Genomic DNA, 12,485 nt, shown 5'->3' with positions numbered 1-12,485 from the left:
GTGCTCAGCCCGCCTGCAGGGACTGCATCGCCTTGATGAAGCCGGCGGCGTCCATCCGGCCGTTGCAGTACTGCTGCACGGCCTGGTGGATGGTCGTGGTCGCCGCCGGCGGGTACGCCTGGTCCCAGGAGAGCTGGAAGTTCGGGGCCTCCTTGACCATGGCGAACTGGTACTTCAGGTAGTCCGGGTTGGTGGCGCCGTCGAGGAACTTCTCGGTGTTGGTGGTGGTGGGCAGGTTGCCGATGGCGAGCTGCGCCTGGACGAACTCGTCGGAGTACTGGAGCTTGAGGAACTCGGCCACCGCCTCCGGGTGCCGGGTCTTCTTCAGCACGGAGTAGAAGTTGTTGGTGTTGCCGACCACGTTGCGCGGGTCGCCCTTGCCGCCCGGGACGCTCGGGAAGGCGCTCCAGCCGAGGCCCTCGGCGGCGAAGGTCGGGTTGGCGTCATGGTGGGTCGAGTAGTTCCAGGAGCCCATCAGCTCGAAGCCGGCCTTGCCGCCCGCCAGCAGCGCGGGCGAGCCGCCGTCGGTGAACTTGACCGAGTCGAAGTTGGTGCCGAACGCGCCCGCGTCGGTCAGTTGCCGCAGCAGCTCCAGGGCGCGGCGGCTCTCCGGGCTCTCCCAGGCGCTCTTGTCGCCGTCGAGCGCCTTGGCGAACAGCTCGGGGCCGGCCACCCGGTCGTAGAGGTACTGGTACCACATCTGGGTCGGCCACTGGTCGCCGCCACCGAGGGCGATCGGCGTGATCCCCTTGCCCTTGAGGGTCTGCACGGCGGCCAGCAGGTCGTCCCACGTCTTCGGCGGGGTGATCCCGGCGTCGGCGAGGACCTTCTTGTTGTGGAACAGCAGCACCGGCTGCGTGCCACGCATCGGCACCCCGTACGCCTTGCCGTCGACCATGGCGGTGTTGAAGACCGACGGCAGGAAGTTCGCCTTCAGCCCCGGGTCCTTGGCGATCATGTCGTCCAGCGGCAGCAGCAGGTCGGCCTTGACGAACGGGGTGATGCTGCCGCCGCCCCAGTTGAAGAAGACGTCCGGCGCCTGCTTGGTGTTGATGATGGTCTGGAGCTTGGTCTGGTAGTCGGCACCGGGGATGGTGTCCAGCACCGCCTTGACCTTCGACGTCTTGTTGAACGTCTCGACGAGCTGTTTCTCGACCTTGTTGGTGGCGTCGCCGTACACCAGGATGCGGATCTCGTCCGGGCCGGCGGCCGAGTCACCGTCGCCGCAGGCGGTCAGTGGCAACGCCAACGCCAGGGCGGCGCCGAGCGCGACGACCCGGGCGAGCCGCGTGCGTACAGTCATGATCGACCCTTCGTGGTGGGGGGTGTGGTGGGGGACGTCGCCGCCGGCGCGACGACCGAAAGGTGTCCGACAAGTTTCCGGAATACTTCCGTAACTCGTCCGAACGCTAGAACCGACCTGCCGTGTCGTCAACCCCCGATCGTGAGGCAAGATGGGCCGGTGGAGCGGCCCCGCCGTTCCGGACGTTTTTCGGTGGTGACGGGTACGGTCGGTCTTCCGACCGGTGAAGGAGACGCGGGTGGACGGCGACGACGGGCGCAGGATCACCATCACCGCTATCGCGCGGGAGGCCGGGGTCTCGGTGCCGACCGTGTCGCGCGTGCTCAACGGGCGCTCGGACGTGGCTCCCGGCACCCGCGAGCGGGTGGAGGAGCTGCTGCGCCACCACGGCTACCAACGCCGCGGCAGCCGCACGGTGAGCCACGTCGGCCTGGTCGACCTGGTCTTCAACGACCTGGACAGCCCCTGGGCGGTGGAGATCATCCGGGGGGTCGAGGACGTCGGCCACGGCGCGGGCGTCGGCACGGTGGTCTCCGCGATCCACCGCCAGTCGACCGCCGCCCGGCAGTGGTTGCAGAACCTGCGGGCCCGCGCCACCGACGGCGTCATCTTCGTGACCTCGCACCTGAGCCCGCCGCTGCACGCGCAGCTGCGCCGCCTCAACGTGCCCGTGGTCGTCGTCGACCCGGCCGGCGTGCCCGCCACCGACGTGCCCACCGTCGGCGCCACCAACTGGGCCGGCGGGCTCGCCGCGACCGAGCACCTGCTGTCGCTCGGGCACCGGCGGATCGGCTTCGTCGCCGGGCCGACGCACCTGCTGTGCAGCCGGGCCCGCCTGGACGGCCACCGGGCCGGGCTGGAGGCGGCCGGGGTGCCGGTGGAGGACCGGCTGGTGCACCCCGGCGACTTCTACCACGCCTCGGGCTTCGCCGCCGGGACGGCGCTGCTCGACCTCGACGACCCGCCGACGGCGATCTTCGCGGCCAGCGACCAGATGGCCTTCGGCGTCTACGAGGCCGTACGCCGCCGGGGGCTGCGGATCCCCGACGACGTCAGCGTCGTGGGCTTCGACGACCTGCCCGAGGCCCGCTGGGCCTCACCGCCGCTGACCACCGTCCGGCAACCGCTGGTGGAGATGGGTCGCCTGGCCGCCCGGACCGTGCTGCGGCTGGCGCAGGGCGAGGCCATCGACTCCCCCCGGGTGGAACTCGCCACCAACCTGGTCGTCCGGGACAGCACGGCCCCGCCGCGCCGGCCGTGACGGCCGTTCCGGTGCCCGCCGCCACCCCGCCGCGCTCCCGGTAGCATTCCGGAACTTCCGGTCGGCCGCCGCCCGCGTGGCGGCCGGCCCACCGCCCGGCCGGCCGGAGATCCCGGCACGGCACGTCGCTCCCCGGCCGCCCCGGGGTTCCGGGGCGACACCGCGGGCGGCGGGGACCGGCGGCTTCGCGCTCAGCGGTGGTGGTGCTGGTGCCGGACCGCGCGCCGGATGTCCACCGGCAGGGCCGGCGCGCCGTCGACCGGCGCGGGATCCTCGACGGTGGGGGCGATGCCGCCGGCGGCGATCCGGTCGAGGGTGGCCAGGCCGGCGGCGTCGACCGAGCCGAAGACGGTGTAGTTGGGGCGCAGCGCGGAATCGCCCTGGACCAGGAAGAACTGGCTGCCGTTGGTGTCGGGACCCGCGTTGGCCATGGCGAGGGTGCCCCGGGCGTAGAGCCGGCGCACGCCGGTCGGGTCGGTCGGCGCCGGCGGCAGGTCGGTGGGCAGCTCGTCGGCGTAGCGGTAGCCGGGACCGCCGGAGCCGGTCCCGGACGGGTCGCCGCACTGGAGCACCCGCAACGTCGGGTACGCGGTGAGCCGGTGGCAGGAGGTCCGGTCGTAGAAGCGGTGGCGCACCAGGTGCAGGAAGCTCTGCACGGTGCAGGGGGCCGCCTCCCGGTCGAGGGTCAGCCCGATCGACCCCTGGTTGGTGCGCAGCGTGACCCGCACGGTGCCCCGGTCGGGGGTGCGCCTCGGGTCCGGCGGCAGCGGGACCGGCCTGGCGGCGGGGTCCTCGGGCGTCTCGGTGTAGGCGCACGGGCCGGGCGTGACCCGGAAGTCGGCGATGGCGTCGGCCGGGGCTCCGCCGGGCGCGGCGACCGCGGCGGCGCCACCACCGGTGACCAGCGCGCCCGCGACCAGGGCCACCCCGGCGAGGCGGGACAGCGTACGGGCCGGCCGGCGGCGCGCCTCGATCGACGGCGGGACGGGGTGCGGTCGGGGTTCGCTCGACACGGGGATCCTCCTGGACTCGTGGCGCCGGAAAGACCGGAGTCTATGGATCCCGTCGTCGCTTGTCGATCCGTCCCGCCTCCGCCGAGGTCAGGAGGGGGCCTCCCTCACCGACGCCGGGCCGCCCGGCGGCGCCAGAGCAGCGCCGTCCCCAGCAGCGCGACCGCCGCCGCCACGAGCGCGGCCACCGGCCACCGGGCGACCAGCCCGTCCTCGAGCGGGCCGCTGGCCGCGGCCGGGCGCGGGTCGCCGGTGGCGGCGAGCGCGGGTGGCGTGGGGGCCGCCGAGGCGGTCAGCTCCCCCGGCTCGACCAGCCGGCCGACCGCGGCGTCCCGGGGCAGCGAGAAGCCCCAGTCGAGCAGGGCGGCGCCCTGCTCCCAGCCCCGCGCGGGCTGCGGCTCGGCACCGAGCAAGGCGACCACCAGCCGCCGCCCGTTGCGCTGGGCCGCCCCGACGTACGTGTGCCGGGCCAGGTCGGTGAAGCCGGTCTTGCCGCCGAGCGCGCCCGGGTAGCGGTAGATGAGCTGGTTCTCGTTCTGGATCTCGAAACCCTTGGTCCGCTGCGCCGGCTGGGCGGGGATGCGGTGTGTCTCGGTCAGCGCGTACCGGCGGAACGTCGGGTCGGCGAAGCAGGCCCGGGCGACCAGCGCCAGGTCGTACGCGCTGGTGAACTGGCCTCGTCCGTCGAGTCCGGAGGGGGTCACCGCGTGGGTCTGCAGGGCGCCGAGGCGGTGCGCCTCCTCGTTCATCGCCCGCACGCCGCCGGCCATGCCGTCCGGTCCGCCGCCGAGGCGGGCCAGCACGTTGGCGGCCTCGTTGCCGGACTGGAGCAGCAGCCCGAGCCAGACGGTCTCGATCCGGTACCGCCCGCCGGCGACCAGCCCCACGGCCGAGGAGCCGGGTTCGATGTCCATGTCCCCGTCGGTGACGGTGACGACCTGCTGCGGGTCGAGTCGGGGCAGCATGGTGGCCGCCAGCAGCAGCTTCTGCACGCTGGCCGGGGTGCCGTACTCGTGCGGCCCGCAGCCGCCCAGCACCTGGCCGGTGTCCAGGTCCGCGACCAGCCACGAGGTCGCGGTGACCGCCGGCGGGCGGGCTGCCCCCGCCGGGACGACGAGACCGGCGGTGTCGAGCGCCGGGCCGCCCACGGCCCGCTCCTGCGGCACGGGCGGCGGCGGCGACGGGCGTGGCGGCCGGGACACCCGTGGCGCGGGCGCCTTCGGGCAGGGCACGGATGCGACGACACCGGGCGCGGACCCGGCACCGGGCGCGGGCGGCACCGCGCCGGGCGGGGACGCCACGGGGCCGGAGGCGGAAGTCGCGGACGCGACGACGCCGGGCGCGGAGCTCACGAGGGCGGTGGGACCGGCCGGGCCGGCCGCCGCGGGGACGGGAGCGCCGGTGCCGAGGAGGACGGCGGTCGCCGTGGCCGCCAGCAGCCGAACCTTCATGCCCCGCACCCTAGTCGGCCGAGTTCGGGGCGCGGGCCGGGTTCTTTAGGCCCAGGCTCCCGGATGTCCCGGAGGCGTGGCCGGCTCGCCCCCGTCCGACCGTGTCCGGCGGCGCGGACCACCCCGCTTCCGGGACCATCGGCCCTGCCGCAGGGCCCGACCGGGACGGAAGCTGGAGAATGAAAGCGGTAGACGATCTTCCGGTTTGCGTGCCGGGCGCCGCCGTACCGGCGTCCCCGCCCGCGGGCCGCACGACACCGACGAAGGGACGACCATGGAAGCCCTCTCGCTGACCCGCCTCGCCGACGAGCAGCTCGCCGCCGCGCGGGAGGCCGACAGCGGACGCAGCGCCCGTTCCCTGCACCCGGGCCGGGACCGCCGGCTGCGGCAGACCCTGCTCGCCCTGCGCGGCGGTCGGTCCCTCGACGAGCACGACAGTCCGGGCGAGGCGACGCTGCAGGTGCTCGTCGGGCAGGTGCGCCTGGCGGCCGGGGACGAGTCCTGGGAGGGCGACGCCGGCGACCTCGTGGTCATTCCGCCGCGGCGGCACGCGCTGCACGCCGTCACGGACGCCGCCGTCCTGCTCACCGTGACGCCGCGGCCGTGAGCACCGTCCCGGCCCGTCGTCACCGCCCGGTCGTCGACCCGGCCGGGCGGCCCAGGGCGGGCGCCCCCGGCCACGCTCCGGGCCGGGGGCGGTCGCCGGGCTGGGTGCCGCCGCAGCACGGCGCGTGGGCGATGCTGCTGCTGCCCGTCCTGGCGGCGCTGACCGTCACCGGCCCGTGCCCGCTGCACCTGCCCCTGCTCGGAGCCGCGCTCGCCGCATACCCGCTGTCGTACTTCGGGTTGCAGGCGGTCAAGACCGGGCGGATCCGCCGGGTACGACCGCACCTCGTCGGGTACGGCCTCGCCACGGTCGCGCTCGGCGCCCCGGTGCTGGTGGCCCGGCCCGCGACGCTCGCCTACGCCCCGCTCTTCGTGGCCCTCAGCGCCGTCAACGCCGGCCACGCGCGCTGGCGCCGGGACCGGGCGTTCGTCAACGACCTCGCCTTCGTGACGCAGTGCGGCCTGCTCGGCCTCGTCGTCGCCACGGTCGCCGAGGTGTCGTGGACCAGGGTGGCCGGGGTGACGGTCGTGGCGCTGGGCTACCTGGTCGGCACCGTCCTGCATGTCAAGACGATGATCCGGGAGCGGAACAGCGTCCGGGAGCGGTGGGTGTCGTGGACGTACCACGCCGTCGTCGCGGTCGCCGCGGCGCTCTGGGCGCCGGTGCCGGTCGCCGTGGTCTTCGCGGTGCTGCTCGCCCGGGCGGTGCTGCTCGCCGGGCGCCGGGTCGCGCCGATGCGGGTGGGCCTGATCGAGACGGCGTGCGCCCTGCTGGTGCTGGTAGCGGTCGCGCTCTGATCCCGGCGGGGCGGGGCGCTGCCCGTCGACGCGGGCCCGCGTCGACGGGAGGGCTCCCACGGGGCGGGACACCGCGCGTCGGTTGGCTCACAAGCCGTTGCCTCCGGCGTCGCTCACCGACTAGAACCGGGGAACGATCGCCCGGACCTCCCGGCGACGGTGGCGAGGTGATGGCCGTGGCTCTGATCTCCTACGACGACACCGACTCGGCGGCCTTCGCCGCGACCCGGGAACTGCCGCGTAGCGGCCTGGACCGGTGGCGGCACGCGGTACAGCAACACCTGCGGCCGCGTACCGGCACCACGGTGCTCGACCTCGGAGCCGGCACCGGCGCCTGGGCCGCCGCCTTCACCGAGTGGTTCGGCGCCCGGGTCGTGGGGGTGGAGCCCGCCGCGGCAATGCGCTCCCGCGCCAGCCACCGGCCGCTGCTCGCCGGCGACGCGGTCGCCCTGCCGCTGCGCGACTCCGTGGCGGACGCCGCGTGGCTGTCCACGATGGTGCACCACATCCCCGACCTCGACGCGGCGGCACGGGAGCTGCGCCGGGTGCTCCGCCCGGGCGCCCCCGTGCTGATCCGCTCCCCGTTTCCCGGCCGCCACCAGCGGATCACGCTGTTCCGCTGGTTCCCGGAGGCGGTACGGGTCCTCGAGACCTACCCGGACCTGGCCCGGGTGCGCGCGGTCTTCGCCGCGGCCGGGTTCACCGTCAGCACCGTCGAGCCCGTCGCGCAGACCACGGCGGCGTCGCTGGCCGAGTTCGCCGAGCGGCTCGACCGCCGGGCCCACACGCCGCTGCGGTCGATCACCGACGAGGAGTACGCCGACGGCCTGGCCCGGCTGCGGGCCGCGGCCGGCGGGGCGAGCGGCCCGGTCGTCGACCACCTCGACCTGCTCGTGCTGCGCTGAGTCATCCGGGCGTGGCCGGGTCGCGGTGCCGCAGGTAGTCGTACAGCGCCGCCGAGGCGCGCAGTCGTCGCAGGCTGCGCCGGTGCAGCTCCTGCTCCCGCCTGGCCAGCTCCGCGTGGACCCGCTGGGCGCTGCCGGTGGTGCGCATCTCGCCGAGCACGGCCGCGACGATGTCGAACGGGTACGCGCCCCGGCGCAGCAGCGCCACGACCTGCGCGGCGCGCAGCTCGGCCGCGTCGTACACCCGGTAGCCGGTGCCGCGCTCGCGGACCGGCCGGAGCAGGCCGCGCTGCTCCCACAGCCGTAGCTGCGAGGTGCGGACGCCGACCAGGTCGGCGACCTCGCCGATACGGGCCCCGCGCCGGGGCGCCGGCAGGACGGCCGCCGGGCTGGTCACCACGGTCTCGAAAGCGCCGAGCACCCGCCGGATGTCGGCCCGCTCCCGGTCCAGCTCGGCGTGGCCGGCGTCGAGCGCCGCCAGTGCCGCCGCCAGGTCGCCCCGGTGCACCGCGACCATGACCTCCCGGGTGCGCGCCCAGCCGTGCCCCTCGGCCATCCGCCGGACCACCGCCAGCGCCCGCACGTGGTCACCGGTGAAGACCCGGTAGCCGGCGGGGGTGCGCTCCACCGGCGGCAGCACGCCCAGGTCGACGTAGTTGCGCACCTGCTGGACGGAGATGCCCGCCGTCGCCGCGACCTCCGCCCCCCGCCACCGTCCGGCCCGTCGTCCCGCATCCGCCACCCGGCCACCCTATCCGTCTCCACGTGGTTTGAGACTTTCCCCGCCGCATCGGGCGGCCGTGCCCGCTCACTGAGGTGTAACCCTCCACGGGCGGTTGAATGAGACGATTGAAGGCGGCCTGGCCCCCGTAGATGTACCTCGGGCGGGACTCCGCCCACGATCTCGCGAAGGGTTCGCATGCAGCAGCCAGCACGGTCCGCCGCCGACAGTCACGACATGATCGAGGTACGCGGAGCCCGGGAGAACAATCTCGCCTCCGTCTCGGTCGACATCCCCAAGCGCCGGCTGACCGTCTTCACCGGCGTCTCCGGCTCCGGCAAGTCCTCCCTGGTCTTCGGGACCATCGCCGCCGAGTCGCAGCGCCTGATCAACGAGACCTACAGCGCCTTCCTCCAGTCGTTCATGCCGAATCTGAGCCGCCCCGACGTCGACTCGCTGCGCAACCTGAGCGCGGCCATCGTCGTCGACCAGGAACGGATGGGCGCGAACTCGCGCTCCACCGTCGGCACCGCCACCGACGCGTACGCGATGCTGCGCATCGTCTTCAGCCGCCTCGGCACCCCGCACGTGGGCGGGGCCGGCGCGTTCAGCTTCAACCTCGCCGAGGGCATGTGCCCGACCTGCGAGGGCCTCGGGCGGGTCTCCGACCTCGACGTCGACGAACTGGTCGACCGCGAGCGCTCGCTCAACGACGGCGCGATCAAGGTGCCCAACTTCGCCGTCGACTCGTGGTACTGGCAGACCATCGTCAACTCCGGGCTGTTCGACCCCGACACCAAGCTCCAGGACTACACGTCGCAGCAGTGGGAGGACTTCCTCCACAAGCCGTCCACGAAGATCAAGGTGGGCAGCAACAACTGGACGTACGAGGGCCTGGTGGTCAAGGTGCGCCGGCTCTACCTGGCCAAGGACCGCGAGTCGATGCAGGCGCACATCCGCGCGTTCGTCGACCGGGCGGTCACCTTCACCACCTGCGCCGACTGCGGCGGGGCCCGGCTCAACCAGGCGGCCCTGTCCGCCCGGATCGCCGGGCGCAACATCGCCGAGTGCTCGGCGATGCAGATCAGCGACCTGGCCGCGTTCGTCCGCGCCGTCGACGACCCGTCGGTCGCCCCGCTGGTCGGCAACCTGCGCGACCTGCTCGACTCGCTGGTCGAGATCGGCCTGGGCTACCTCAGCCTGGACCGCGAGTCCGCCACCCTCTCCGGCGGCGAGGCGCAGCGGGTGAAGATGGTCCGGCACCTCGGCTCCAGCCTCTCCGACGTCACGTACGTCTTCGACGAACCGACGGTCGGCCTGCATCCGCACGACATCGCCCGCATGAACGACCTGCTGCTGCGCCTGCGCGACAAGGGCAACACGGTGCTGGTCGTCGAGCACAAGCCCGAGACGATCGCCATCGCCGACCACGTGGTCGACCTCGGGCCCGGGGCCGGCACGGCCGGCGGCAGGATCTGCTTCACCGGTGACGTCGCCGGGCTGCGCCGCTCCGACACCCTCACCGGCCGGCACCTCGACCACCGGGTCCGCCTGCGCGAGCACGTACGCCGGCCGTCCGGCCGGCTGCCGATCCGCAACGCCGACCTGCACAACCTGCGGGACGTCGACGTCGACATCCCGCTCGGGGTGCTGACCGTGGTGACCGGGGTGGCCGGCTCCGGCAAGAGTTCACTGATCCACGGCTCGCTGCACCGCCGAGACGGCGTGGTGGTCGTCGACCAGTCGCCGATCCGGGGTTCCCGGCGCAGCAACCCGGCCACCTACACCGGCCTGCTGGACCCGATCCGTACCGCCTTCGCCAAGGCCAACGGGGTGAAGGCCGCGCTGTTCAGCGCCAACTCCGAGGGCGCCTGCCAGACCTGCAAGGGCATCGGCCTGGTCTACACCGACCTGGCGATGATGGCCGGCGTCGCCTCCGTCTGCGAGCGGTGCGAGGGGCGCCGCTTCACCGACGAGGTGCTCACCTACCGCCTGCGCGGGAAGAACATCAGCGAGGTGCTCGCGATGCCGGCCACGGAGGCCCGGGACTTCTTCCCCGGCGGCCCCGCCCGGGCGATCCTCGACCGGCTGGTCGACGTCGGCCTCGGCTACCTCACCCTGGGCCAGCCGCTCAACACCCTCTCCGGCGGCGAGCGGCAACGACTCAAGCTGGCCATCCGCATGGCCGACAGCGGGAGCACGTACGTGCTGGACGAGCCGACCACCGGCCTGCACCTGGCCGACGTGGACCAGCTGCTCGCCCTGCTGGACCGGCTGGTCGACGCCGGCAACACCGTCATCGTGATCGAGCACCATCAGGCAGTCATGGCGCACGCCGACTGGCTCATCGACCTCGGGCCGGGGGCGGGGCACGACGGCGGCCGGATCGTCTTCACCGGCACGCCGGCCGATCTCGTCGCCCACGGCGACACGTTGACCGCCCGTCACCTGCGCGAGTACGTGGGCCGCTGAGTCACCGGCCGGACGGAGCGACCCTCCGGACGCCCGCACCGGGCCGGGTCACCGGGTCGGTCGCGTCCGGCCCGGCCACGCATCGCCCCCGGTCACCCGGGCACCGCCCCGGCTGCCTGCCCGGGGGCGGTGCCCGGGAAGCCCGCCGGACGGTCAGCGTCCCGACACGGGGACCGCCCGGGCGGACGGAGCCGCCAGCCGGCGCAGCCAACGCCGTAGCGGCGACACCGCCGCCGCGACCGGAGTGAGCAGGCCGACGATGATCAGCAGGGCGTCGAGGAAGAGCGTGGCGAGTACGACGAGGACGGTCAGCGACGCCACGGTGCGGGCAGTCACCGACGCCGGGCGGGCGGGCGCCCGGTGGGCGCCGTGGTGGCGGACGGGGACGCGGGGTGGAGCCATGGTGCCTGGTACCTGCCTCGGAGATCGGGTGCGGCACCACTCCTACCCCCCGTGAACTGCCCAAACACGCCCGATGACAAGCGCCACAACCGCCGCGCCCCGGCTTCCCGGGCGGGGCGGTCGCCGGTCCGGCGCCCACGACGCGACGCGGGTCGGGCGCGGCACGCGGCGCGGTCGACGCGGCGCGGTCGACGCGGCGCGGGTCGACGTGGCGTGGCGCGCGGTTTGGTGCCGGCGCGGTCGGCGCGGCGCGGTGCGATGCGGCGCCGCCGGGCGGTGGGGGTCGGGGGCGGTGGGGGTCCGGGGCGGTGCGTCAGGTGAGGCGGCGCAGCCAGCGACGCTGCCAGGGCGTCTCCACGGCCCGCGGGCGGTAGGTGGCGCGCACCCAGTCCACCGCCCGCTCCGACGGCAGTCCGTCGAGGATCGCCAGCGCCGCCAACGCCGTGCCCGTACGCCCGGTGCCGCCCCCGCAGGCCACCTCCACCCGCTCGCCGCCGTGGGCGCGGCGCAGCGCCTCGGTCAGCGCGTCGACCGCGTCCGTCCGGTCGACCGGAACCCAGAAATCGGGCCACCGGATCCGCCGGTGCGGCCAGGCGGGCACCGGCCCGGGCGCCAGCAGCAGGGCGAAGTCGGCGGGCGACGCCGCGTCCGCGATCCGCCGCCCCCGCACCTCCACCCCGCTGGGCAGTACGACGACACCCGGCTGCTCGCCCCACACCCGCTCGTCACTCATCCACCAATCCTCCCCCCGCTCTCGCTCGCCCGCGTCGATCATGAGGCTAGCGGCGATGTCGATCTCCACTGGCACCGCCAACCTCATGATCACCGGGTTCAGCGAACGGGAGAGGGCGAGGGAGGGCGGGAACGGAGGGGTGGGTCAGCCGTGGTCGGAGGGTGGGGGTTGGCTCCTCGGGCGGGCGCGTAGGTGGGCGCGTTCGCCCTGCCTGCCGAAGAGGCTGAGGAACTCGACCGGCTCGGCGTCGGCCGACCCGAACCAGTGCGGTACGCGGGTGTCGAACTCGGCCGCCTCCCCCGGCGTGAGCACGAGGTCCTGGTCGCCGAGGACGACCCGCAGCCGCCCGTTGAGGACGTAGAGCCACTCGTAGCCCTCGTGGGTCTGCGGGTCGGGCTCCGCCCGGCGACCGCCGCCCGGGATCACGAGCTTGTACGCCTGGATGCCGCCGGGCCGGCGGGTCAGGGGCAGCATGGTCATCCCGTGGCGGGTGACCGGGCGCAGGTGGATGCGCGGGTCGCCGGTGGACGGGGCGTCGACGAGTTCGTCGAGCGTGACGCCGTGCGCCCTGGCCAGCGGGAGCAGCAGTTCGAGGGTGGGCCGGCGGGCACCGGACTCCAGCCGGGAGAGCGTGCTCACCGAGATGCCGGTCGCCGCCGACAGGTCGGCCAAGGTGGTCTCCCGCTGCCGGCGCAGTGTGCGCAGCCGGGGCCCGACCGCGCCGAGCGCCTGGTCCAGGTCGTCGTCCATGCCGCCATCTTGCCACTATGGCAACAATGTTTGCCACCACTGCGGCTGCGACCGCATCGTGGTCGCGGGAGGT

Annotated in this window: 12 protein-coding genes; 5 read left to right on the top strand and 7 right to left on the bottom strand. The window is 74.5% G+C overall.

From position 1 onward, the window contains the following. Nucleotides 1-4 precede the first annotated feature (4 nt). The gene (locus tag ACFHW0_RS09960; protein WP_416606989.1) at nt 5-1,303 is read right to left on the bottom strand and encodes an ABC transporter substrate-binding protein; all 1,299 of its coding nucleotides are present in this window, start codon (nt 1,301-1,303) and stop codon (nt 5-7) included. A gap of 238 nt (nt 1,304-1,541) precedes the next feature. Here ACFHW0_RS09960 and ACFHW0_RS09955 point away from each other — a divergent pair, with 238 nt between their 5' ends. After that, entirely contained in the window at nt 1,542-2,564 is a 1,023-nt protein-coding gene (locus tag ACFHW0_RS09955; RefSeq protein WP_121398632.1) for a LacI family DNA-binding transcriptional regulator, read from the top strand. Nucleotides 2,565-2,755: 191 nt separating this feature from the next. Here the strand turns inward: ACFHW0_RS09955 and ACFHW0_RS09950 are convergent, their stop codons facing one another. Both ACFHW0_RS09950 and ACFHW0_RS09945 read right to left on the bottom strand, forming a co-directional pair. Then, nucleotides 2,756-3,577, bottom strand: coding sequence for a peptidylprolyl isomerase (locus ACFHW0_RS09950; RefSeq protein WP_416606988.1), 822 nt, complete (start codon nt 3,575-3,577; stop codon nt 2,756-2,758). 104 nt (nt 3,578-3,681) lie between these two features. Beyond that, entirely contained in the window at nt 3,682-5,025 is a 1,344-nt protein-coding gene (locus tag ACFHW0_RS09945) for a D-alanyl-D-alanine carboxypeptidase family protein (protein ID WP_416606987.1), read from the bottom strand. Between the two features lie 274 nt (nt 5,026-5,299). Here ACFHW0_RS09945 and ACFHW0_RS09940 point away from each other — a divergent pair, with 274 nt between their 5' ends. The 3 genes from ACFHW0_RS09940 to ACFHW0_RS09930 all read left to right on the top strand — a co-directional run bounded on the left by ACFHW0_RS09940 (nt 5,300) and on the right by ACFHW0_RS09930 (nt 7,334). Then, nucleotides 5,300-5,632, top strand: a complete 333-nt coding sequence (locus tag ACFHW0_RS09940) for a cupin domain-containing protein (RefSeq protein WP_416606986.1) — start codon at nt 5,300-5,302, stop codon at nt 5,630-5,632. Then, the gene (locus ACFHW0_RS09935; protein ID WP_416606985.1) at nt 5,629-6,429 is read left to right on the top strand and encodes a YwiC-like family protein; all 801 of its coding nucleotides are present in this window, start codon (nt 5,629-5,631) and stop codon (nt 6,427-6,429) included. Before ACFHW0_RS09940 ends, ACFHW0_RS09935 begins: the two co-directional genes overlap by 4 nt. A gap of 176 nt (nt 6,430-6,605) precedes the next feature. Then, nucleotides 6,606-7,334 carry a class I SAM-dependent methyltransferase gene (locus tag ACFHW0_RS09930; RefSeq protein ID WP_416606984.1) on the top strand — a complete coding sequence of 243 codons (729 nt, stop codon included), beginning with the start codon at nt 6,606-6,608 and terminating at the stop codon, nt 7,332-7,334. A 1-nt stretch (nt 7,335) separates the two neighbouring features. Here ACFHW0_RS09930 and ACFHW0_RS09925 read toward each other — a convergent pair whose 3' ends face one another. Then, nucleotides 7,336-8,076, bottom strand: coding sequence for a MerR family transcriptional regulator (locus tag ACFHW0_RS09925; RefSeq protein ID WP_416606983.1), 741 nt, complete (start codon nt 8,074-8,076; stop codon nt 7,336-7,338). Nucleotides 8,077-8,253: 177 nt separating this feature from the next. Between ACFHW0_RS09925 and ACFHW0_RS09920 the strand changes: the two genes are divergently transcribed. Next, nucleotides 8,254-10,527, top strand: a complete 2,274-nt coding sequence (locus ACFHW0_RS09920) for an ATP-binding cassette domain-containing protein (protein WP_416606982.1) — start codon at nt 8,254-8,256, stop codon at nt 10,525-10,527. Between the two features lie 153 nt (nt 10,528-10,680). Here the strand turns inward: ACFHW0_RS09920 and ACFHW0_RS09915 are convergent, their stop codons facing one another. The 3 genes from ACFHW0_RS09915 to ACFHW0_RS09905 all read right to left on the bottom strand — a co-directional run bounded on the left by ACFHW0_RS09915 (nt 10,681) and on the right by ACFHW0_RS09905 (nt 12,412). After that, complete coding sequence (locus ACFHW0_RS09915; protein WP_416606981.1) at nt 10,681-10,929, bottom strand: hypothetical protein; 249 nt, start codon at nt 10,927-10,929, stop codon at nt 10,681-10,683. Between the two features lie 313 nt (nt 10,930-11,242). Next, complete coding sequence (locus ACFHW0_RS09910; RefSeq protein ID WP_416606980.1) at nt 11,243-11,662, bottom strand: protein-tyrosine phosphatase family protein; 420 nt, start codon at nt 11,660-11,662, stop codon at nt 11,243-11,245. 144 nt (nt 11,663-11,806) lie between these two features. Then, the gene (locus ACFHW0_RS09905; protein ID WP_416606979.1) at nt 11,807-12,412 is read right to left on the bottom strand and encodes a helix-turn-helix domain-containing protein; all 606 of its coding nucleotides are present in this window, start codon (nt 12,410-12,412) and stop codon (nt 11,807-11,809) included. Nucleotides 12,413-12,485: the final 73 nt, after the last annotated feature.

This window comes from Micromonospora sp. LOL_025 (assembly GCF_048060285.1).
Taxonomy (GTDB): domain Bacteria; phylum Actinomycetota; class Actinomycetes; order Mycobacteriales; family Micromonosporaceae; genus Micromonospora.
The sequence above is the reverse complement of the archived record's forward strand: the minus strand, read 5'-3'. Positions and strand labels throughout refer to the sequence as shown.

Excerpts from the sequence above, each read along its gene's own strand:
- ACFHW0_RS09910 (WP_416606980.1), bottom strand. The coding sequence starts at position 11,662 with ATGAGTGACGAGCGGGTGTGGGGCGAGCAGCCGGGTGTCGTCGTACTG.
- ACFHW0_RS09915 (WP_416606981.1), bottom strand. The coding sequence starts at position 10,929 with ATGGCTCCACCCCGCGTCCCCGTCCGCCACCACGGCGCCCACCGGGCG.
- ACFHW0_RS09940 (WP_416606986.1), top strand. The coding sequence starts at position 5,300 with ATGGAAGCCCTCTCGCTGACCCGCCTCGCCGACGAGCAGCTCGCCGCC.
- ACFHW0_RS09920 (WP_416606982.1), top strand. The coding sequence starts at position 8,254 with ATGCAGCAGCCAGCACGGTCCGCCGCCGACAGTCACGACATGATCGAG.
- ACFHW0_RS09945 (WP_416606987.1), bottom strand. The coding sequence starts at position 5,025 with ATGAAGGTTCGGCTGCTGGCGGCCACGGCGACCGCCGTCCTCCTCGGC.
- ACFHW0_RS09960 (WP_416606989.1), bottom strand. The coding sequence starts at position 1,303 with ATGACTGTACGCACGCGGCTCGCCCGGGTCGTCGCGCTCGGCGCCGCC.
- ACFHW0_RS09905 (WP_416606979.1), bottom strand. The coding sequence starts at position 12,412 with ATGGACGACGACCTGGACCAGGCGCTCGGCGCGGTCGGGCCCCGGCTG.